General features: G+C 48.7%; 21 protein-coding genes. 14 read left to right on the top strand and 7 right to left on the bottom strand.

The window, feature by feature from the left end:
* Positions 1 to 37: 37 nt before the first annotated feature.
* The 11 genes from J3L11_RS13475 (at position 38) to J3L11_RS19370 (ending at position 9,216) form a co-directional block, all read left to right on the top strand.
* Entirely contained in the window at positions 38 to 295 is a 258-nt protein-coding gene (locus tag J3L11_RS13475; protein WP_189616582.1) for an HPr family phosphocarrier protein, read from the top strand.
* A 9-nt stretch (positions 296 to 304) separates the two neighbouring features.
* Positions 305 to 2,014, top strand: a complete 1,710-nt coding sequence (gene ptsP, locus J3L11_RS13470) for a phosphoenolpyruvate--protein phosphotransferase (protein WP_207571326.1) — start codon at positions 305 to 307, stop codon at positions 2,012 to 2,014.
* A gap of 90 nt (positions 2,015 to 2,104) precedes the next feature.
* Positions 2,105 to 2,614: a PTS glucose transporter subunit IIA gene (gene crr / locus J3L11_RS13465; protein WP_133039464.1), complete on the top strand. Its 510-nt coding sequence runs from the start codon at positions 2,105 to 2,107 to the stop codon at positions 2,612 to 2,614.
* 104 nt (positions 2,615 to 2,718) lie between these two features.
* Positions 2,719 to 3,075, top strand: a complete 357-nt coding sequence (locus J3L11_RS13460) for an arsenate reductase (protein WP_207571325.1) — start codon at positions 2,719 to 2,721, stop codon at positions 3,073 to 3,075.
* The gene (dapE, locus tag J3L11_RS13455) at positions 3,072 to 4,202 is read left to right on the top strand and encodes a succinyl-diaminopimelate desuccinylase (protein ID WP_207571324.1); all 1,131 of its coding nucleotides are present in this window, start codon (positions 3,072 to 3,074) and stop codon (positions 4,200 to 4,202) included. Before J3L11_RS13460 ends, dapE begins: the two co-directional genes overlap by 4 nt.
* A 2-nt stretch (positions 4,203 to 4,204) precedes the next feature.
* Positions 4,205 to 4,906: a M15 family metallopeptidase gene (locus J3L11_RS13450; protein ID WP_207571323.1), complete on the top strand. Its 702-nt coding sequence runs from the start codon at positions 4,205 to 4,207 to the stop codon at positions 4,904 to 4,906.
* Between the two features lie 137 nt (positions 4,907 to 5,043).
* Entirely contained in the window at positions 5,044 to 5,670 is a 627-nt protein-coding gene (gene can, locus J3L11_RS13445; RefSeq protein WP_133039460.1) for a carbonate dehydratase, read from the top strand.
* A gap of 267 nt (positions 5,671 to 5,937) precedes the next feature.
* Positions 5,938 to 7,125 carry an 8-amino-3,8-dideoxy-alpha-D-manno-octulosonate transaminase KdnA gene (kdnA, locus tag J3L11_RS13440; RefSeq protein ID WP_207571322.1) on the top strand — a complete coding sequence of 396 codons (1,188 nt, stop codon included), beginning with the start codon at positions 5,938 to 5,940 and terminating at the stop codon, positions 7,123 to 7,125.
* Between the two features lie 20 nt (positions 7,126 to 7,145).
* Complete coding sequence (kdnB, locus tag J3L11_RS13435; protein ID WP_207571321.1) at positions 7,146 to 8,216, top strand: 3-deoxy-alpha-D-manno-octulosonate 8-oxidase KdnB; 1,071 nt, start codon at positions 7,146 to 7,148, stop codon at positions 8,214 to 8,216.
* Between the two features lie 72 nt (positions 8,217 to 8,288).
* Complete coding sequence (kdsB, locus tag J3L11_RS13430) at positions 8,289 to 9,026, top strand: 3-deoxy-manno-octulosonate cytidylyltransferase (protein ID WP_189616231.1); 738 nt, start codon at positions 8,289 to 8,291, stop codon at positions 9,024 to 9,026.
* A gap of 10 nt (positions 9,027 to 9,036) precedes the next feature.
* Positions 9,037 to 9,216, top strand: a complete 180-nt coding sequence (locus J3L11_RS19370; RefSeq protein WP_207571320.1) for a DUF2897 family protein — start codon at positions 9,037 to 9,039, stop codon at positions 9,214 to 9,216.
* 71 nt (positions 9,217 to 9,287) lie between these two features.
* Here the strand turns inward: J3L11_RS19370 and J3L11_RS13420 are convergent, their stop codons facing one another.
* The 4 genes from J3L11_RS13420 to zwf are packed head-to-tail and all read right to left on the bottom strand — an operon-like array spanning position 9,288 to position 13,971.
* Complete coding sequence (locus J3L11_RS13420) at positions 9,288 to 9,929, bottom strand: bifunctional 4-hydroxy-2-oxoglutarate aldolase/2-dehydro-3-deoxy-phosphogluconate aldolase (RefSeq protein ID WP_207571319.1); 642 nt, start codon at positions 9,927 to 9,929, stop codon at positions 9,288 to 9,290.
* 19 nt (positions 9,930 to 9,948) lie between these two features.
* Complete coding sequence (gene edd / locus J3L11_RS13415) at positions 9,949 to 11,775, bottom strand: phosphogluconate dehydratase (protein WP_207571318.1); 1,827 nt, start codon at positions 11,773 to 11,775, stop codon at positions 9,949 to 9,951.
* Positions 11,776 to 11,784: 9 nt separating this feature from the next.
* Complete coding sequence (gene pgl / locus J3L11_RS13410) at positions 11,785 to 12,489, bottom strand: 6-phosphogluconolactonase (RefSeq protein WP_133040032.1); 705 nt, start codon at positions 12,487 to 12,489, stop codon at positions 11,785 to 11,787.
* Positions 12,490 to 12,498: 9 nt separating this feature from the next.
* The gene (gene zwf, locus J3L11_RS13405) at positions 12,499 to 13,971 is read right to left on the bottom strand and encodes a glucose-6-phosphate dehydrogenase (RefSeq protein WP_133040033.1); all 1,473 of its coding nucleotides are present in this window, start codon (positions 13,969 to 13,971) and stop codon (positions 12,499 to 12,501) included.
* A 345-nt stretch (positions 13,972 to 14,316) separates the two neighbouring features.
* Between zwf and J3L11_RS13400 the strand changes: the two genes are divergently transcribed.
* Together J3L11_RS13400 and pyk are read left to right on the top strand one after the other, a co-directional pair.
* The gene (locus J3L11_RS13400; protein WP_133040034.1) at positions 14,317 to 15,171 is read left to right on the top strand and encodes a MurR/RpiR family transcriptional regulator; all 855 of its coding nucleotides are present in this window, start codon (positions 14,317 to 14,319) and stop codon (positions 15,169 to 15,171) included.
* A 189-nt stretch (positions 15,172 to 15,360) separates the two neighbouring features.
* On the top strand, positions 15,361 to 16,797 hold the full coding sequence (pyk, locus tag J3L11_RS13395) for a pyruvate kinase (protein ID WP_207571317.1): 1,437 nt from the start codon (positions 15,361 to 15,363) through the stop codon (positions 16,795 to 16,797).
* A gap of 71 nt (positions 16,798 to 16,868) precedes the next feature.
* Here the strand turns inward: pyk and J3L11_RS13390 are convergent, their stop codons facing one another.
* The 3 genes from J3L11_RS13390 to smrA all read right to left on the bottom strand — a co-directional run bounded on the left by J3L11_RS13390 (position 16,869) and on the right by smrA (position 20,508).
* Positions 16,869 to 19,145 carry an acyl-CoA dehydrogenase gene (locus tag J3L11_RS13390; RefSeq protein WP_207571316.1) on the bottom strand — a complete coding sequence of 759 codons (2,277 nt, stop codon included), beginning with the start codon at positions 19,143 to 19,145 and terminating at the stop codon, positions 16,869 to 16,871.
* Positions 19,146 to 19,160: 15 nt separating this feature from the next.
* On the bottom strand, positions 19,161 to 19,796 hold the full coding sequence (locus J3L11_RS13385; RefSeq protein ID WP_133040037.1) for a TetR/AcrR family transcriptional regulator: 636 nt from the start codon (positions 19,794 to 19,796) through the stop codon (positions 19,161 to 19,163).
* A 121-nt stretch (positions 19,797 to 19,917) separates the two neighbouring features.
* On the bottom strand, positions 19,918 to 20,508 hold the full coding sequence (gene smrA, locus J3L11_RS13380; RefSeq protein ID WP_207571315.1) for a DNA endonuclease SmrA: 591 nt from the start codon (positions 20,506 to 20,508) through the stop codon (positions 19,918 to 19,920).
* 117 nt (positions 20,509 to 20,625) lie between these two features.
* Here smrA and J3L11_RS13375 point away from each other — a divergent pair, with 117 nt between their 5' ends.
* Entirely contained in the window at positions 20,626 to 21,186 is a 561-nt protein-coding gene (locus J3L11_RS13375) for a nuclear transport factor 2 family protein (protein WP_189616215.1), read from the top strand.
* The last annotated feature ends 1 nt before the right edge of the window (position 21,187 follow it).

The raw sequence follows: 21,187 nt of genomic DNA, 5'->3' as shown, positions 1-21,187 counted from the left end.
ATAACGGCTGTTTGCGATCAACATGAGTCTGAAGTCTATGTATGAAAAAACCGTTACCATCACTGCTCCCCATGGCATCCACACCCGCCCGGCAGCGTTATTGGTCAAAGAGGCGAAACAGTTTCTGTGTGATGTCATTGTGGAATGTCAGGGCAAGCAAGCCAGTGCCAAGAGTTTATTCAAATTACAAACCTTGGGATTATATCACGGTTCCCATGTGCGGATTTTCGCCCACGGGCAACAAGCAGAGCAAGCTGTAGATCGTATTGCTGAACTATTGATGACACTGAGTTAAGGACAGCCAATGGAGATGAAAGGAATCGCCGTATCCTCTGGTATCGCCCAGGGCAAAGCCGTCCTGTTTGAGCCCTTCGATAACAGTCTCGATTATCGTCTGTTGCCGCTTTCCAGTATTCCCTCCGAACAAGCAAAGGCGAGTCACGCTGTCGCCCAACTGTGCCAGCAATTACGTAACAGTCTTCTTTCCCTTGAAGCAGGCTCTGCCAACTACCAACTGGTGGAAGCCGATTTACTGTTGTTGGACGATGCCGAACTCACCAGCCAGATAAGTCGCTCCATTAATACCCTGCAACTGTCCGCTGGAGCGGCAGTGCAGCGTGTGTTCTACCACCAGGCCAGTGAAATGGAAGCACTGGACGATCCTTATCTCGCCCGCCGTGCGCAGGACGTACTGAGTCTGTCTAAAAGGCTGATTGCCACCATTAATGGTGCCGGAGGCGAACGACTGCAACAGCTTCAGGAAGACAGTATTCTGCTAGCGGAAGACCTGACGCCAGCTGAATTTGCCTTACTCCCGCTGAATCACATTAAGGGCATTGTGCTAAAAACCGGTGGTATCACCAGTCATACCGCCATTCTGGCCAGGGCTGCCGGGATCCCGGCCCTGCTGTCCTGCAATTTTGACGCTGCAGCTATCAGCAATGGTACTGAGCTATTTCTGGATGGTTATCAAGGCAAACTATACGCACAGCCTGACGCCAAAGAGTTGGCGACATTGCAAAAGCAGTTGGCGGATGATCGACAAAGACGCGATGCCCTCGCCCGCTACCGCGATATTCCCTGTGTCACCCAGGATGGTCACAGTTTGACACTGCTCGCTAACGTCGGGAATCTTAACGATATTGCTAGGCTGCCACAATCTGGTGCCGAAGGAATTGGCCTGTTTCGCACTGAGTTTATGCTGATGGATGCCGTGTCCATGCCGGATGAAAAAGAGCAATTCAGTCTCTATTGCGAGGCATTACAGCTCATTAAAGGCAAGTGTCTGACCATTCGCACACTCGATGTGGGTGCCGATAAAGAGTTTTCTTGCATTAATCAGCTGTTGGCAGAAGATAACCCCGCTCTTGGTGTTCGTGGTCTACGCTACACCTTACGGCATAAAGATGTGTTGCACACTCAACTTCGGGCCGTATTGCGAGCTGCGGCGTTTGGTCAAGTACGGCTGATGTTTCCTATGGTATGCCAGCCGGAAGAGTTAGATGAACTGTTTGCTGAAATCGAGATCTGCCGCCAGCAACTGTTATTAGAACAGAAGCCGTTCGCCGAACCTGAATACGGTATTGTGGTAGAAACCCCTGCCGCAGTCGTTAATCTGTCCACCATGCTACCGCGACTAAGTTTTGTCAGCATTGGTACCAATGATCTGGCGCAATATACCCTAGCCGCCGATCGTGGTAATCCACAACTGACCGCCAGCTACCCAGCATTCTGCCCGGCGGTACTGCAATTGATTGCGCAAACGTTAAATACCGCCAAAGCGGCCGGAGTCACCACCTCTTTGTGCGGCGAGCTTGCCAGCGACCCCCGTATTGCGCCGTTACTGATGGGGATGGGCTTTGATGAACTGAGTGCCAATGCTGCCGCGTTGCCGGAGATAAAAGCCGCCATTTGTGAAGGTAAATTCAGTGAATTTGTCGAGCTGGCGCAAAAAGCATTGCAATGCCAACGAATTTCTGAGTTGGAAAGTCTGTTATCCGGTTGTCAGATATAGAAATAATTCAGTATGCTAAGACTATCGTTTCCTGAGCATGGCGGAACAGGAAGCAACTACAGAATCACCCTTATTAAGGACAGTTAACCCATGGGATTTTTAAGCCGCGTCCGGCGCCTGGTTTCAGGTCAACCCAACATCGAAGGTGGTATCAAGGTCTATGCTCCTATTTCCGGTGAAATAGTACCGATTGAAAAAGTGCCGGATGTGGTCTTTTCGGAAAAAATTGTCGGTGACGGTATCGCTATCTCCCCTGCCGGACAGTATATGCTGGCACCAATAGATGGTACTGTTGGAAAAATATTCGAGACAAATCATGCCTTTAGCATTGAGTCACCGCAAGGATTGGAACTGTTCGTACATTTTGGCGTAGGCACTATCGAACTTCGAGGTAAGGGCTTTAAGCGCCTGGCGCAGGAAGGCCAACAAGTGAAAGCTGGTGATCATATTCTGGAGTTCGACCTGGAATACCTGCAGGGCCAGGTCAGCAGCCTATTAACGCCGGTAGTGCTGGCGAATATGGAAGATGTGCGTTTTCTCGAAAAACGCCAAGGTAGTGTAACGGCTGGTAAAGACGTGATCTTCACCGTAGAACTCTGACCTGCTGAGATTTCTCGGGATCTGGACTGTTTGATCTGGTGATCCGTATCACATTTTTTTATACTCACGGCACCAGCGTGCCGTCTATATCACACCTGACACTTATGACATCCACTCTATATGGCATTTCGCCCAAAGTATGCGACACAGTAAAAAAAACACTGCAATGGCTGGAAGCCAACCACCTACCAGTCAGTTTTTTTGATTACCGAGAACAACCGTTACCGCCAGCCACGCTCGATAGCTGGATTGATGCCATCGGCTGGGAAGCACTGCTAAATAAACGCTCAACCAGCTTTCGCACCTTAGCTGATGAAGATAAACAGCAGCTAGATACCGAAAAAGCCAGACAGCTCATGTTGGCAAATCCGACACTCATCAAACGTCCGGTTCTCCAACGGGGAACACAGGTGATGGCGGGATTTAATGAGACAGCTTACCGGGAGTGGTTTGGACTATGAGCAACGAAGTTCTGGCGCTGGCACAACAGTTGATCTCTCGTCCATCGGTAACGCCGCTGGACGAGGGGTGTCAGCAGTTGCTGGCAGAACGGCTGGCGAAACTGGGATTTATTAATGAATCCATGGTGTTTGACGATACCACTAATCTCTGGTCGCGCCGCGGTAGTCAGGGACCGCTATTCTGTTTTGCGGGTCACACTGATGTTGTCCCGGTAGGAGATGCCAATCGTTGGCATACTCCGCCATTTGAGCCTGTGGTGATAGACGGATATCTGCATGGTCGCGGAGCCGCCGACATGAAAGGGTCGCTGGCAGCTATGATAGTTGCCACCGAGCGCTTTGTGGCCGAGCATCCCACGCATTCAGGATCGATTGCTTTTCTCATCACCAGTGATGAAGAAGGGCCGTTTATTAACGGTACCACTCGGGTGATTGATACCCTCGAAGCCCGTAACGAAAAAATCACCTGGGCCCTCGTCGGTGAGCCATCCAGTACCCATAAACTGGGCGATGTTGTCAAAAATGGCCGTCGCGGCAGCCTTACCGGCAACCTGACGGTTAATGGAATTCAAGGACATGTGGCGTATCCGCATCTGGCCGATAATCCTATTCACAAGGCCGCACCAGCATTAGCAGCGTTAGCCGCTACTCAGTGGGATAACGGCAATGCCTTCTTCCCGCCAACCAGCTTTCAGATTGCCAATATTAACGGTGGTACTGGCGCATCCAATGTGATCCCAGGGGAACTGCAGGTCATGTTTAACTTCCGTTATTCTACCGAAGTTACCGCTGATGAACTCATCGCCAAAGTGCAACATATTCTAGATGTACATGGATTGGATTATGACATCAGTTGGATATACAACGGCGTGCCTTTTTTGACGGACACAGGGCCATTATTGGAGGCAACCCAAGCGGCAATTCTGGAAACTACCGGCATCCAGACCGATGCGCAAACATCCGGTGGAACGTCAGATGGCCGCTTTATCGCTCCGACCGGTGCGCAAGTGATTGAATTGGGGCCGGTAAATGCCACCATTCATAAAGTCAACGAATGCGTTAGCGTGGCCGATTTAGAGTTATTGGCGCAGTGCTATCAGCGGATATTGGAAAAGTTATTGTGTTGAACATGTCTGAAAAGCGCCTTTATGGTCTCGATGACACTGGACTGGTAACGCTTCAGAGCCGCGATCAACGGCAGTTTTTACTGGAAACGCAAACGGCACAAGCTTTTACCCAAATGCAGCAAGCGGCTGCCGCTGACGGGATCAGTATTGCTATCTGTTCGGCCTATCGCAGCTTTTCGCGCCAACAGCAACTTTGGGATGCAAAGGCCCGTGGTCAACGTCCATTGTTGGACTGCAACTCCCGCCCTATTAGCGATAGGCAATCAATGGATGAAAACGCGCTGCTGCATACTCTGTTATTGTGGTCTGCCCTGCCCGGCACTTCCCGCCATCATTGGGGGACAGATCTGGATCTGTTTGATGATAGAGCCATACAACGCCAGCAGTTGCAGCTAGTGAATGCCGAATATCAGGCCGACGGTCCTTGTTTTTACTTACATCAATGGTTAGCAGCTAATGCCGCAGATTACGGTTTTTATCGGCCGTTTCAGGCAGGCATGAGTGGTACAAGCCCCGAATTATGGCACTACAGCTACTATCCTCTGGCCGAACAACTGCGATGTCAGTATGACGTAACGCAGCTGGCCGATATATTGGCTGACAGTAATATCTGTCTTAAAGGTCCGATACTTGAACAACTACCGGCATTAGTAACACGTTATGTGAAAACCGTAGCGCCAATACCAACAGCCAACTGCAACTAATTGAAAACAAACTATTGGCCGTAATGCTGCTGACGGCACCCTATGGTTCAATGGATAGACCAGACGCTGTTGTGCTTCTGGTAATATCAGTAACACAAGGACACTATGTCCTAGACAACCAAGAGCTAATAACACCAATGAGATTACTTAAACCCCTGTTTGATAATAACCGTCGCTGGGCGGAACGTATCAATGACGAGAATCCTCATTTTTTTGAAACCCTGGCTAAACAACAGACCCCAGAATTTTTGTGGATCGGTTGTGCAGACAGCCGTGTGCCCTCAAATCAGATCATCGATCTGATGCCGGGGGAAGTATTTGTTCATCGTAATATTGCCAATCTGGTTATCCACACCGATCTCAACTGTCTGTCCGTCATTCAGTACGCCGTTGACGTGCTAAAAGTGAAACACATTATGGTCGTTGGTCACTATGGCTGCGGCGGCGTGAAAGCCTCTATGTCAACACAACGTCAAGGGCTTATCGATAACTGGCTAGGCCATATTCGCGATATCTATCGTCTGCATCAACAGGAACTGGATTCGTTGGACGAGCAAGCGCGTTATGATCGGCTGTGCGAACTGAACGTCATGGAACAGGTGGCCAATGTTGTCAGTACCTCTATCGTGCAGGATGCGTGGGAACGTGGACAGGAACTGGCAGTGCATGGCTGGCTCTACAGTATTGAGAATGGCCTCCTGACAGATTTGGATGTGACCATTGACGGTCAACAGTGGTTGGCAGAACATCCGCTGAAAAAGTAAATCAGACACAGGGGACGCAGGTCCCCGTCTTTTACCTGAAAGATTGTCGCCGTTGCCGCAATTTTAAGCACCCGAAGGAAATTTTCCTTAATAAAACATCGCAGTCTGAAGGTGCGCTCGGTATAATTCGCCAATCTAAACGGGTGCTCATTGCGGTCACCCCGGCATTTCCGCCCGCCGCCGTGAGGCTCCGTCCGAAAATCCGGCCTGAATGCCACTACTGGCAGATCTCAAGAGCACAATTTTTATCCTAGGAGATAACTTCCCATGCCCGGTTTTGAATTATTCGGTCCTGAAGAAAAACAGGAAGTGGCAGATGTGATGGAACACGGTTTTACCTTCCGTTACAACTTTGACCAGATGCGTAATGGTCGCTGGAAGACCCGCGAGATGGAGCAACTGCTGTGCGAAAAAATGGGTGTCAAACATGCACATCTATTGTCTAGTGGCACTGCAGCACTGCAGACCGCACTGGCCGCTGCCGGCATCGGTGCTGGTGATGAAGTCATCGTACCGCCATTCACCTTTGTTGCTTCTGTAGAAGCGCTGGTGCTGGCGGGCGCGGTTCCTGTGTTTGCTGAAATTGATGAGACACTGTGTTTGTCGCCAGAAGGCATTGAAGCCGCTATCACGCCACGGACTAAAGCCGTGAATCTAGTACATATGTGCGGTTCTATGGGCAAGATTGATCAGATTAAGGCTATCTGTGACAAACACAATCTAGTATTGCTGGAAGATGCCTGTCAGGCTATCGGCGGTAGTTATCATGGTAAAGCACTGGGCGCTATCGGTGATGTCGGCTGTTACTCTTTTGACTCAGTAAAAACCATTACTTGTGGTGAAGGTGGCGCCGTTATCAGCAATAACGACGAAATCTATAAAAACGCGCATATGTTTTCCGATCACGGCCATGACCATATCGGTAATGACCGTGGCGCTGAAACCCATCCCATCATGGGGCTGAATTTCCGTATCAGCGAAATGAATGCGGCATTAGGTCTAGCACAACTGCGAAAACTGGACACCATTATCGATATCCAGCGCAAAAACAAAAAATTGCTGAAAGATGCGATGGCCGATATTGCCGAAGTAAGCTTCCGCGAGATCCCTGATGAAGCCGGCGATAATGCCAGCTTCCTGAGTTTTATGCTGCCGACTGAAGCCCGTACCCAGGAAATCAGCAAAAAATTGGCCGCTAACGGTGTTGACGGCTGTTTCTACTGGTATGTCAATAATTGGCATTACCTGAAAAACTGGCAACATATCCAGCATATGCACAGTGCTGCCGCCCTGCCGATCACATTAATCGCAGACCGGCCGGATTACACTAAAGTATCTGTGCCAAAATCTGACGATATCATGAGCAGGACCATCTCCATGGCGATTAAGCTGTCCTGGACTGACGCACAGATTGCTGATCGTATTGCCAATATCAAAAAGGCGTTTGCCCAATAATTTCCCAGGAGCAAGTAGCTATGAAATTTAAGAATTTCCAAGTTGTCCCCAAAATGATTTTCGGTCGTGGTTCTTTCGCACAGTTAGACGAAGTGCTGGCCGCCGAACGTAAACACGCTGATGATTTCGTGGTATTTGTCGTGGACAATGTACACCAGGGCAAACCATTGGAAAGCCGTCTGCCAGTAAAAGCGCAAGACATTCTGTTATGGGTTGATGTGACTGATGAACCAACTACTGTGCAGGTAGATGGCTTGACTGAACAGGTTCAGCAGTTTTCTCACAAACTGCCGGTCAGCGTTGTCGGTATTGGTGGTGGCGCCACAATGGATCTGGCCAAAGCCGTATCACTGATGCTGACCAACGAAGGTGGCTCTGCTAAATATCAAGGCTGGGATCTGATTAAGAACCCCGCAGTTCACCACATTGGTATTCCAACTATCTCTGGTACTGGCGCAGAAGCATCACGCACTGCAGTGCTGTGTGGCCCAGAACGCAAGTTGGGGTTGAACTCAGATTACACCGTATTCAACCAGATCATTATGGACTCTGAGTTGATCGCTGGCGTACCAACTGATCAGTGGTTCTACACCGGTATGGACTGCTGGATCCACTGTGTCGAATCTCTAGAAGGCACCTTCCTCAACGAATTCTCCCGCGCCTATGCCGAAAAATCACTGGAGCTATGCCGTGAAGTATTCATTGAAAATGACCCGAACAAAGATGACAAGCTGATGATGGCTTCATTCATGGGCGGTATGAGCATTGCGTATAGCCAAGTGGGTGCCTGCCATGCTGTCTCCTATGGTCTGGCCTATGTTCTGGGTTACCATCACGGTATTGGTAACTGCATTGCGTTCAATGTATTAGATGAATTCTACCCTGAATATATGGATGAGTTCCGCGGCATGATGAAGCAGCACAATATTCAGTTACCACAGAATATTTGTAAGGATCTGCCAGATGAAACCATCGCCGCCATGGTGAAAGTTACCAAGAGCATGGGGCCATTGTGGGCGAACGTTTACGGTGATAGCTGGCAGGAAAAAGTCACCGATGAGATGTTGACCAAGCTATTCCGTCGCATCTAAGCTTGATAGTCGTTATTCTTTAACTCCTCAGGGTCCGTTATGGACCCTGTCATTTATTTATAGGTATTTTCAATGAATGTTACCCTGTTAATCCCTGCACGTTATGGTTCCAGCCGTTTTGCCGGCAAACCTTTGGCACCGATTAACGGCAAGCCGATGATCCAGCGCGTATATGAACGGGCATTGCTGGCGAAAGGAATCGATAATATCTACGTAGCAACCGACGATGAACGTATCAAACAGGCGGTAGAAAGCTTCGGTGGACAGGTGATTATGACCGATCCAGCAGCAGCCTCTGGCACTGATCGCATCAATGACGCCATTACGCAGTTGGGGTTAGCTGATGATGATTTGGTTATCAATCTGCAAGGTGATCAGCCACTGATTGATCCCATCTCTATTGAACAGATGGTTGACCTGTTTAAACGTCATCCCGGTGAATTTGAAATGGCGACCCTCGCCTATCAAATCACTGACCCAGTCGAGCTGGATGACCCTAAACACGTCAAAATGGTATTTGATAACAATAACTTTGCCTTATATTTTTCCAGAGCCTGCATTCCCTTTGGCCGCGATGTACAAGAATATCCTGTATATAAACACTTAGGCGTTTATGCTTATACTCGGCGCTTTGTCGAAACCTTTGCCAAGTTACCAATGGGTCGATTGGAAAACTTGGAAAAACTGGAACAACTGCGAGCACTGGAGTATGGATATCCAATTAAAATTGCCATCAGTGCCTTCGATTCACCGGAAGTTGACACACCAGAAGATATCCGCCGTTGTGAACAGCGTCTCGCCGTAGATTAATGGGTGACTTATGTCTGACTGGGAAGTGTGGCTGATTATATTACTGGTGATTGGTGTCGTATTCAGCAATCTGGCAGTGTTGAAATATAGTTCAAAGTTTAAACTGCCGCCCTTTGGTCAGCCACAGAAACCGGCCGATAAAAGCAAAGATGTAGCAGACAAACAAGATAACAATCAGAAAAAAAACTGACAGCATCAATCCCATTAAAGGCCACTTAATATTTAAGTGGCCTTTTTGCTTATTGTGTAACTGTACTTAGCTTAAATACCATGGAGCGCTTGCTGGCACAACTGTGTTATCTGGTCCCAGTCACCATTATCCATGGCATTAATCGGTGCTACCCAACTGCCGCCAATGCAATCCACATTAGGCAGTGCCAAATAATCACGGTAGTTTTCCGGGGTGATACCGCCAGTTGGACAAAAATGCACGTCCGCCAACGGACCAGCAAAGGCTTTTAATGCCTTTACACCACCAGAAGCTTCTGCAGGGAAAAACTTAAAGTAACGATAATCCTCGCTGAGCCCTTCCATGATTTCTGAAATGCTGGCAACACCAGGAATTAACGGAATACGCCCAGCTTTACCGGCTTTCAGCAATGCTTCTGTCGCTCCGGGAGTGATAGCAAACTGTGCACCAGCGGCTTCTGCATCGCGCAGCATCCTTTCATTGAGAATTGTGCCAGCACCGACCACCGCTTCTGGCACTTCTGCCGCAATTTTTTTGATAGCATCTAACGCACAGGATGTTCTCAGTGTCACCTCAAGGACGCTAATTCCACCAGCGACTAAGGCTTTAGCCAAAGGGACTGCCTGTTCAATTTTATTGATAACCATTACAGGAATGATCGGGCTCAGCGCAAAAATCGCTTCTGGCTGCAACGACCAGTTGTTCTGTGTCATGTTACGGCTCCTAAAATGGTTAATAAAAATCGTCAATGGCGCTAGTGCTACGGGCACCTGTTTCAGGACTACTGAAGTTTGCCCGTAGCGCAGTAAATAATTCCCGTCCCATGCCATAACGCACTTGCCGCAGCGGTACTGCTTCAGCGTTGCGGGCAGCCAGCTCAGCGTCTGGAACTAACAGTGAAATTTCCCCTTTTACCGCATCAACCCGGAGACGATCACCATTGCGCACTTTGGCAATAAGTCCGCCATCCAATGCTTCTGGAGACAGATGAATCGCCGCTGGCACTTTACCGGAAGCGCCTGACATCCGCCCGTCGGTCACTAAAGCAACGTGGTAGCCTTGATCCTGCAACGATCCCAGCAGTGGCGTTAGTTTATGTAGCTCCGGCATCCCATTAGCCTTTGGCCCTTGGCCTTTGACGACCACCACGCAGTCCCGATTAAGTTGACCACTGCTGAATAACTCATTGAGTTTATGTTGCTCGTCTATCACGACCGCTTCGGCCTCAACGATACGGTGAGTTTCTCCCACCGCAGAGATTTTCATGACCGCCCGTCCCAGATTTCCGGTGAGCAGTTTAAGTCCGCCGTTGTGCTGGAATGGTTTATCAACAGAAGTCAGCACGTCTGGATCCAAACTGGTTACCGGCCCATCAACCCAAGTTAACCCTTCGGCAAGTAGCTTAGGTTCCTGGGTATAACGCGAGAGCCCAAAACCCGCGACGGTATTGACGTCTTCATGCAATAATCCGGCTGCCAATAATTGCTTTATTAATAGCGCCATGCCGCCTGCCGCGTGGAAATGATTAATATCGGCTTGACCGTTGGGGTACACTTTTGCCAGCAACGGTACTACGTCAGATAACTCAGCAAAGTCATCCCAGTTGATAATAATGCCAGCGGCTCTCGCGGCAGCCACTAGATGAATCGTCAGATTGGTAGAGCCGCCAGTCGCCAACAGCGCCACAACACCGTTAACAATAGACTTTTCACACACCAGTTCGCCTATAGGTGTATATTGAGTTCCCAAGGCCGTTAAACGGCAAACCTGCTTGGCGGCAGCTTGGGTCAACGCCAGTCGTAGCGGGTCATCTGGGTTCACAAAAGAAGAACCGGGTAACTGCAATCCCATCACTTCCAGTACCAACTGATTGCTGTTCGCGGTGCCGTAGAACGTACATGTACCTGCGCTGTGGTAGGACTTAGATTCCGCTTCCAGCAATGTTTCTCGACTGACCAAGCCCTGAGCGAATTTCTGTCTTATCCTCGCCTTTTCTTTATTGGGTATCCCTGAACGCATGGGCCCGGCGGGGACAAACAACATCGGCAAATGGCCGAAGCTCAATGCACCAATCAATAACCCCGGAACAATCTTGTCACAAATGCCCAATAACAAGGCACCGTCAAACATGTTGTGTGACAACCCGACTGCTGTCGCCATCGCAATGACTTCGCGACTGATAAGGCTCAGTTCCATGCCCGGTTGCCCTTGGGTGACACCGTCACACATTGCCGGAACCCCGGCAGCAACCTGCGCTACGCTACCAACCTGGTGACAGGCGTCACGCAGAATTTGTGGATAATGCTCATAAGGCTGATGCGCCGACAGCATATCGTTGTATGCTGTGACAATCCCAATATTGGCTTTGGTAAGTTGCCGAAGAGACTGCTTATCGTCGGTTTGACAGGCGGCAAAGCCGTGAGCCAAGTTACCGCATCCCAAACTGGCGCGATAAACCCCATCAGCTTTTGCTTCTTGAATTGCGGCTAGGTATTTTTTCCGAGTAGCCTTGCTACGGGCGATTATCCGTTCGGTAACGGCCTTAACGGTCGGATTCATAACTTCTCCTTATGCGGCCCAGTACACATCCACAGGAATCTTATGCTGGGACAGGACCGCTCTGACGGGCATCTCCATGATATCGTCTGCAGCAAGCGCCCGATGGTAAACATCCAATTTTTGCTGACCTACCAGATGCAGATATATCTGGCGACTACCGAGCACCGCATGTCGGCTCAAAGTAATTCGCGCATGAGGCGCTGTTTGGGGATGCATGGCACACAGTAATGCGTCTGTAGTCAACGCGTGCTGTAACTCGGCTGCAGGTGCACAGGGGAACCAAGAGCAAGTGTGTCCATCGTTGCCCATGCCTAGGACCACCACATCAAACGGACGCGGAATATTGGCCAGTTGTTCGGTAGTCATCGCGACCCCCGCCGCTGCGGTGGCAAACATATTCTTCAGGCCGCGAAATTTGGCACTAGCAGCATGATGTTGTAACAAATGCTGACGTACCAAATGTTCATTGGAATCAGCACTTGCGCTATCCACCCAGCGTTCATCCGCTAAGGTCACAAACACTTCGCTCCAATCCAACACTTTACGGCTGAGCTTTTCAAACAATCCTAGCGGTGTGGAACCGCCAGAAACCACCAAGCTCGCCTTGCCGCGATTATCGATGGCTTCCTGCAGTCCAACGGCAATGCGCTCGGCAAGTTGCTGTTCCAGTTGTTCTTTTGAATCAAAAGATTTGAACACTGTTTCTTTCAGCATACGGCCTCCTTATTCATCCCAAGAACGCCCGTCTTTAGTGATCAGTGCCACCGAAGCCACCGGTCCCCAGGTACCGGCAGGGTAAGGTTTTGGCTTTTCATTGCTCTGTTCCCACGACTGAATGATACCGTCTACCCAGATCCACGCCTGTTCGACCTCATCACGGCGCACAAACAATGCCTGATTCCCCGACATCGCCTCCAGCAATAACCGTTCATAGGCATCGGGAATACGTTCGTTCTTGAAGGTATCAGAAAAACTTAAGTCCAGTTTCGTGGTTTGCAGCCGTTGTTTCTGCTCCAGCCCGGGCACCTTATTCATCATCTGAATTTCCACCCCTTCATGCGGTTGCAGGCGAATAGTCAACTTATTAGGTGGCAAATTACGATAGCTGGAACGGTAAAGATTGTGCGGGGGATTCTTAAAATAGATAACAATTTCAGAACTTTTGAACGGCATACGTTTACCGCTGCGCAGATAAAATGGCACACCAGCCCAACGCCAGTTGTCGATATCCACCCGTAGCGCGACAAACGTCTCGGTATTAGATTCAACGTTTGCGCCCTCTTCTTCCAAATAACCTGGAACTGGTGAGCCTTTAAGGAATCCTGCCGAATACTGCCCGCGAACAGTATTTTCAAACACATTGTCCATTGTGATAGGACGCAGCGACTTCAACACTTTCACCTTTTCGTCACGGATACTGTCCGCGTCGAGGTTTACCGGAGGGTCCATGGCAATCAAGGTCAGCACTTGCAACAGATGGTTCTGGATCATATCGCGCATCTGTCCGGCTTTATCAAAATAGCCCCAGCGACCTTCAATCCCCACTTCTTCCGCTACCGTTATCTGCACGTGATCTATGGTGCGGTTATCCCATTTTGAGGCAAACAGTGAATTGGCAAAACGCAGCGCAATCAGGTTTTGTACCGTTTCTTTACCCAAATAATGGTCGATACGATAAACTTGGCGTTCCGCAAAATATGCCGATACCTGATCGTTAATGACTTTGGACGAGGCCAGATCGGAACCAATGGGTTTTTCCAATACCACCCGAGTTTCGGCATTAATCAATCCCTGCTCATGCAGGCAACGGCAGATATCACCAAAAATTGCCGGCGGTGTAGCAAAGTAATTCACCATTACGCGGTTTTGGCTATCGAGGATGTCATGAAAAGCCGCATAACCATCAACATCAGTGAAATTGGTGCCAATATAGTGGCAACGCGCCAAAAAACGCTGCAGTGTTTGCTGACAAACGTCTTCCTTCACAAATTTGTTGATGGACTGGGTGACACGTTCCAGAAATTCTTCCTGAGTGAAAGCATCTTTGGCAACGCCGATGATGCGAGTGTCTTGGTGCAGCAAATTGGCCTTATCGAGTTGATACAGGGATGGCAACAATTTGCGCCGGGCCAGGTCTCCTTTAGTGCCAAAGAGTACAAAATCGCAAGCTTTGGTCTCGGATGATGATTTGCCCATCGCTAAACTCTCTCCTTTCAATGAGGGTGGCTTTCACTTTAACAGATCCAAGCTTAAACCACGTATGAGGAAATCGATATACAATTTTGTTGTAATATAACAACAAAAACATCAGGCCGCATCTGTTATTTAGCCACAAATTACGGCTATATCGCTAGTCAGCTATGTCATAAATCTGTTATGCTCACAAAGTTACAAACCCTACAACAGTCGGCGTTTAAGCAGGTTAACGTTGCCTTAACCGACAACAGCATGTGACATCAGACTGATGCTAAATATCGAAATACTTACAGCAAAGAAGCTAATAAAATTACATAACCATTGGGCTAGCGGACTTAATAACATATGAATACTTTAGAAAAGGTTCAAAAGAACCTGCCTCATTTCAGCAAATCTGAGCGTAAAGTCGCAGAGGTTATTCTGGCATCTCCGCAAACGGCCATCCATTCCAGCATAGCAACTCTCGCGAAAATGGCCGATGTGAGCGAACCCACGGTTAACCGCTTCTGCCGTCGGCTAGACACTAAAGGATTCCCAGATTTTAAATTACATCTGGCACAAAGTTTGGCTAATGGTACTCCCTATGTCAGTCGGCATGTGGAAGAAGATGATTCCCCTGACTCCTACACCAACAAGATCTTTGAATCCTCAATGGCCGCACTTGACACTGCCCGGCAAAGTGTCGATCCCTTAGCTATCAACCGGGCTGTCGATGTGTTAACTCAAGCCAAGAAAATCTCGTTTTTTGGGCTAGGCGCCTCGGCAGCCGTTGCTCATGATGCCCAAAACAAGTTTTTCCGCTTCAATGTACCTGTTGTATGTTTCGATGATGTGTTAATGCAACGGATGAGCTGCATTAACAGTGATGAAGGCGACGTGGTAGTGTTGATCTCTCACACTGGGCGCACCAAATCCCTATTGGATATTGCTCGGCTGGCGAAAGAAAATGGCGCCGCAGTCATTGCGATCACCGCCCGTAATTCTCCGTTATCGCGCGAATGTACCCTGCCCGTCACCATGGAAGTCCCTGAAGATACCGACATGTATCTGCCAATGGCTTCTCGGCTGGCACAGTTGGTGATTATTGACGTGCTTGCTACCGGTTTTACACTGCGCCGCGGTCCCCGTTTCCGCGAAAGTCTGAAACGGGTGAAAGAAGTCCTAAAAGAATCTCGCGTAGAAAAAACAGACGTGATGTAACAACATCTGGGTTACTCTGAATAAGCGACTGATGCACCTCAGTCGCTTATTTTTTATGCTATTTTGTCTAAACTCACAAAAATTAAACATCCTAGCGACACTTTTTTGTTTGTAACTTTCCTACAAAACCAAGGTAACTCTGATAAGATATAGCCAGATCATATGCAAACTTAATGGGGTATAAACACCATGTTTCGCAGAACCAAAATCGTAACAACTCTTGGGCCAGCAACCGATCGTGATGATAATTTGCGCCGCATCATTGCTGCCGGGGCTAATGTTGTGCGCCTGAATTTTTCTCACGGCTCCGCAGAAGACCACATCAAACGCGCAACCGATGCCCGTAATATAGCCAAAGAACTGGGTGTACAAATTGCTCTTCTCGGCGATCTACAAGGGCCAAAAATTCGCGTTTCTACTTTCCGAGAAAATAAAGTCCTGCTGACACTTGGTCAGGATTTCATACTGGATGCCGAGCTGGCAAAAGGCGAAGGTGATGTCCATCAGGTGGGCATTGATTATAAAGAGCTACCGGACGATGTGCATGTTGGCGACATTCTGATGCTGGATGATGGCCGGGTGCAACTGCAGGTCACTCAAGTTGCCGGACGTAAAGTCCATACTAAAGTCACGGTGGCCGGTCCGCTCTCCAATAATAAAGGCATCAATAAAAAAGGTGGAGGACTATCTGCCGCAGCCCTGACAGATAAAGATAAACGCGACATCATCACTGCCGCTCAAATACAAGTCGATTACCTGGCGGTTTCGTTTCCACGTTCAGGTGCCGATCTGGAGTATGCCCGCAGACTAGCACAGGAAGCCGGTAGTAATGCATTGATTGTCGCCAAGGTTGAGCGCGCCGAAGCGGTGGCCTCAGATGAAGCCATTGACGATATTATCAATGCATCCGATGCGGTCATGGTAGCGCGCGGCGATCTGGGGGTAGAAATTGGCGATCCTGCATTGGTTGCGGTGCAGAAGAAGCTTATCAGCCGCTCACGTCAGTTAAATAAAATTGTGATTACCGCAACACAGATGATGGAGTCGATGATCACTAACCCAATGCCAACACGTGCCGAGGTCATGGATGTTGCCAATGCCGTGCTGGATGGTACTGATGCGGTGATGCTTTCAGCAGAAACTGCCGCCGGAAGTTATCCAGAAGAAACCGTAGCGGCGATGGCACGCGTCTGTCTGGGCGCTGAAGCACATCCGAGTATCCGAGTATCTAAGCACAGATTAGATCAAAGCTTTAGTACTGTTGAGGAAACGATTGCGTTGGCCACTATGTATGCCGCCAACCATCTGCAAGCAGTTAAAGCCATTGTGGCACTGACAGAATCTGGTGCAACACCTAAGCTGATGTCACGCATCAGTAGTGCATTACCGATATTTGCATTAGCACGTCATCAACGTACTTTAGCGGCGATGGCACTATATCGGGGCGTTTACCCTGTTGCATTTGATTCTGCGGTACATGCGCCGGATTTTCTGGCTCAGGCGGCTTTGGAATGTTTGCGAGACAAAGGCTACATCCACAGCGGTGATATGGTACTAATGACCAAGGGTGACGTGATGGAGACTATTGGTGGCACCAACACCTGTAAGGTACTGATAGTGCCCTAGCCCTCTAGACGTAAAAAAGGTACGCGATGGCGTACCTTTTTTGATAAATCCCCGACGTTACTTACTCATGCCTACAGCTTGGCAAAGTCATCCACATTGATAGCATCAATCCGCAGCTTGTCCGCTGCGAGTAACCGCGATTTTTCATCCGCATTGATAACACCTTTCTCCAAGGCACTATTACACAAGTCCTCAAACGGCAGCTGTCTAGCTAGGATCCCCTGTTTCTGCGCATCGCGAATTTTAGCGTTGATTTCGCGGCACTGATAAACCGCTTGGAATGCTGCTTCCACCTCAGCAACACCACTTTTATCACCGCTAAATGCCGGACACAGGAACGTCAATCGTTCGCGTACTGGCGAAGGTTTTTGCAGGCTACTGGCGACCTTGCTGCTTAGCTTGTCACTTGGGCCTTTAAACCAATTACCAAAAGGAAACACCATTACTCGCATTATCCAAGACAGGGGTTTATTTGGGAAATTACGGATGGCCCCTTCGAGGGCATCGGCAGCCAACTGCAAACGGGTTTCCATCGCATGTTTAACCACTGGCAGCTCATCAAATTGCCGACCGTGATCCTCGAATAACTTCAGCGTTGCTGACCCCAGATACAGCTGGCTCAACACGTCTCCCAATCGGGCAGAAAGCATCTCTTTTCGTTTGAGATCTCCCCCTAGCACCAACATGGCAATATCGGTCATAAACGCCAGTGCCGCCGACATACGTGACATCTGCTTATAATAGATACGGGTATCACCACTGACCGGCGCTGACGCAAAATAACTACCACTCAGGGCATGCCCAATACTGGCAAAAGCATTACGCAACGCGTAACCAATATGTCCGGTCAGCAGTGAATCAAAACGATTAAGCGCTTCGGCTTCATCACTCATTCCGGCGGCTTCCATTTCCGACAACACATAAGGATGACACCGTGTTGCCCCCTGACCAAAGATCATCAGACTGCGGGTTAGAATATTGGCCCCTTCAACAGTGATGGAGATGGGATTTGCCATATAGCCATGAGCCAGATAATTTTTAGGCCCCATCTGGATCCCTTTGCCTGACTGAATATCCATCGCATCATTCATCACCTGACGCCCCAGTTCAGTCATATGGTACTTGGCAATCGCTGTTACCACTGAGGGTTTCACCTTCAAATCAATCCCGGTGGTGGTCAAACGCCTAGCCGCTTCAAGCTGATAAGTGTTGGCGATAATTCGGGCTAAAGCCTCCTGTACCCCTTCAAACTGACCAATAGACAGTCCAAATTGTTTGCGGATATAGGCATAAGCGGTGGTTGTTTTGGTTGCCAGATGGCCTGATGCCGTAGCGAGCGCTGGCAAAGAAATGCCACGGCCAGCGGATAAACACTCAACCAACATACGCCAACCTTTACCGGCATATTGTGGCCCACCGATAATCCAGTCGAGAGGAATGAAAACATCCTGGCCCTGGGTGGTACCATTCATAAATGCCATGTGCAGTGGGTCATGGCGGCGCCCAATTTTTACCCCTTTATGTTTCGTGGGGATCAGGGCACAGGTAATTCCTAGATCGGCGGTTTCCCCTAATAGACCCTGAGGATCTTTCATTTTAAATGCCAGTCCAAGCACAGTGGCAACCGGAGCCAAGGTGATATAGCGTTTGTTCCAGGTAAGCTTAAGGCCTAATACCTCTTCGCCATTATGCTTACCACGGCAAACAATGCCCTCGTCTGGAATGGCACCAGCATCAGAACCAGCTTCGGGACCAGTCAGTGCAAAACATGGGATTTCATCCCCTTTTGCCAATGCGGGTAACCAGTGCTCCTTTTGCTCTTGCGTGCCGTAATGCGTCAGCAATTCACCCGGGCCCAGAGAATTTGGCACCATAACAGTGACCGCAGCGCTGAGACTACGACTGGCAATTTTGCTGACAATAGTGGAGTTAGCGTAAGCGGAAAACCCTTTACCACCATATTTTTTAGGGATAATCAGCGCAAAGAAACCTTCGCGTTTGAAATAATCCCAGAGTTCTGGTGGCAAATCACGCCGCTGATTAACGATGTCATAATCGTCAATCATGGTCAGAGCCGTCATTACCTGATTATCAATAAAGGCCTTTTCTTCAGAGGAGAGGGTCGGCTTACCATAATCGTGCAATTTGTCCCAGTTAGGCTTACCACGGAACAGTTCAGCTTCCCACCAAACATCGCCCGCCTCCATCGCTTGGCGTTCAGTATCAGACAACGGCGGCAACACTTTTCTAAAAAATGCGAGTACGGGCTTGGTTACAAACTGCATTCGTACATCGCGGACAAAAAACAACGCGACCAGTACCAAAATAAGCAGTAGCAGAATCGTCATAACATTATCCTTGCGCTATTTACCGGACACAGCCACACCGGCTGAGATATAAGGAATAACTTTGCGAATAACCGCTGCGATATCATTTTGTTCAGCAAAATCAGCCGCCGCAATCTCCATCAGCGCATCCGCGGATGCCATGGTAAACACCACAGTTCCCAGGGTGAAATGCAAGCGCCAGAAAATGTCAGCAGCGGGTATTTCAGGAACACTTTCGGTCACCGCACGCACAAATGTCTGTAGATGTTCACCGTAGTGAGAGGTGATAAACCAACGTAAATGCCCCTGACTTTCAATATAGCCACGCCCCAATAACTGCAGAAAGGTACGGGTACCGTCTGGGCATAACTGGTTCAGTTTGAGTAACGGCCCGACCAATGAAGAGAAGATCTGCTCCAGTGTTGCCTGTTGTTCCAACTTACGCTGAGTATTAATTGCCTGCGAAGCTGCAGGCATAAAGACATCAAGATAACGAGCCAATACCGCACGGATCAGTTCTTTCTTTGAACCAAAATGATAATTCACCGAAGCTAGGTTAACTTCAGCCTTGCTGGTGATCAGCCGCAAAGAGGTTTCCGAAAACCCGCGTTCTGCAAACAGCCTTTCAGCCGCATCGAGAATGCGAGTTTTGGTATCAAAGCGATTGGCCATTCCATCCCCCAGATTATTTTAAACACTCGTTTAAAATAATTGTTGGATTCACTGATGTCAAACGAAAACGCATCGCCACAATAGTTTTAGAAATAGCAAGAGCTAACCCGAAGCCTTTTCACTAGCGCAGATGACCGCCGCGGCGGTTAGTTTCACGATTTTCCAGCCGTTGTTGTTCGTTTTTTGGCAACATGACATATAGCGCGCCATAGCCCCCCTGCTCCCGTTGGGCACTATGAAATGCCAGCACCTCGTCCAGTTGTGTCAGCCAATAATTTACACAGGATTTGATCACTGCCGGAAAAGGTTTATTAGTATGGCCTTTACCGTGGATCAACAACACACAACGCTCGCCACGCTGGCACCTTTGTAAAATAAAAGCCACCAGACTGTCGCGTGCCTGACGTACATTCATGCCATGAACATCAAGTTCGGCAGCAATCTTATATTTACCTAAACGCAAATTTTTAAACACCGCATCCTGCACCCCTTCACGTTTGAAACTAAGCATATCGTCAGGTCTTACCGGGGGAATACGAGCAAGTTCTAACGGCAGGCGTTGCAGATATTCGCTGCTCTGTGCCGCCGCGTTACGCGCCAATTGTGCCTCTGACATAGAAAAGCGAGCTGCAAAAGGTATGCTGTTACTTGTTTTTAATGGCACAACATCTGCCATTTCCTCTCTAAACAAATCCATATCTTTTTGATTCATAACAAAAGATAGCCCTTCAAATACGTCTAGATTACACACTTTGTTAAGAAATCAATCTTCTGATCGACCATGGCATCTATTATAGTTAGTCGCATTACACCTGATTAGACAGAACTGATGAGAATTATCCTGATAACGCTGGCGTTATTACTGTCTGTAGCAAAGGCAGGATGGGCTGCCACCGGCAATGATGCCGATGATGTTGCCCTGAATCAACATTATCAGCAATTTATCACCGCTTTTGCCGCGCTGGATACGCAACGATTAGTCACTATCTATGCCGATGACGCGACTTACATACCGGAACAACAAAATATTGGGATCGTTACTGGTAAAGCCAACATCATTGAACTTTATCAGAAATTCTTTGAGCGAATTCGTAAACGTAAGGCCCATATTGAAGTCGATTTTCGTTTGGTGAAAAGGTTGCTTAACGATAACTCAGCAACCGATGTCTGCTACTATCTGGTGCGTTTTTATCCACCAGCAGAAACCGAAGAACCGGTGAGTGAATTTGCGGGGAAAATGGTCACAGTTGCCGAGAAAAATCCGCAAGGTGTCTGGCAATGGAAAGTAGACATCAGCAACCGGGCAGATCCCAAACACTTTTTTGATGCGACGCCCAAATCCAATCTATATTATGGCAATCATCTGACACCGCTGACTAAAAAGCCGTAAT

The sequence above is a fragment of the Shewanella sp. 4t3-1-2LB genome, assembly GCF_017368415.1.
Lineage (GTDB): Bacteria > Pseudomonadota > Gammaproteobacteria > Enterobacterales > Shewanellaceae > Shewanella > Shewanella fodinae.
Note: the sequence above shows the minus strand (reverse complement) of the source record. Positions and strands in the feature narration are given on the sequence as shown.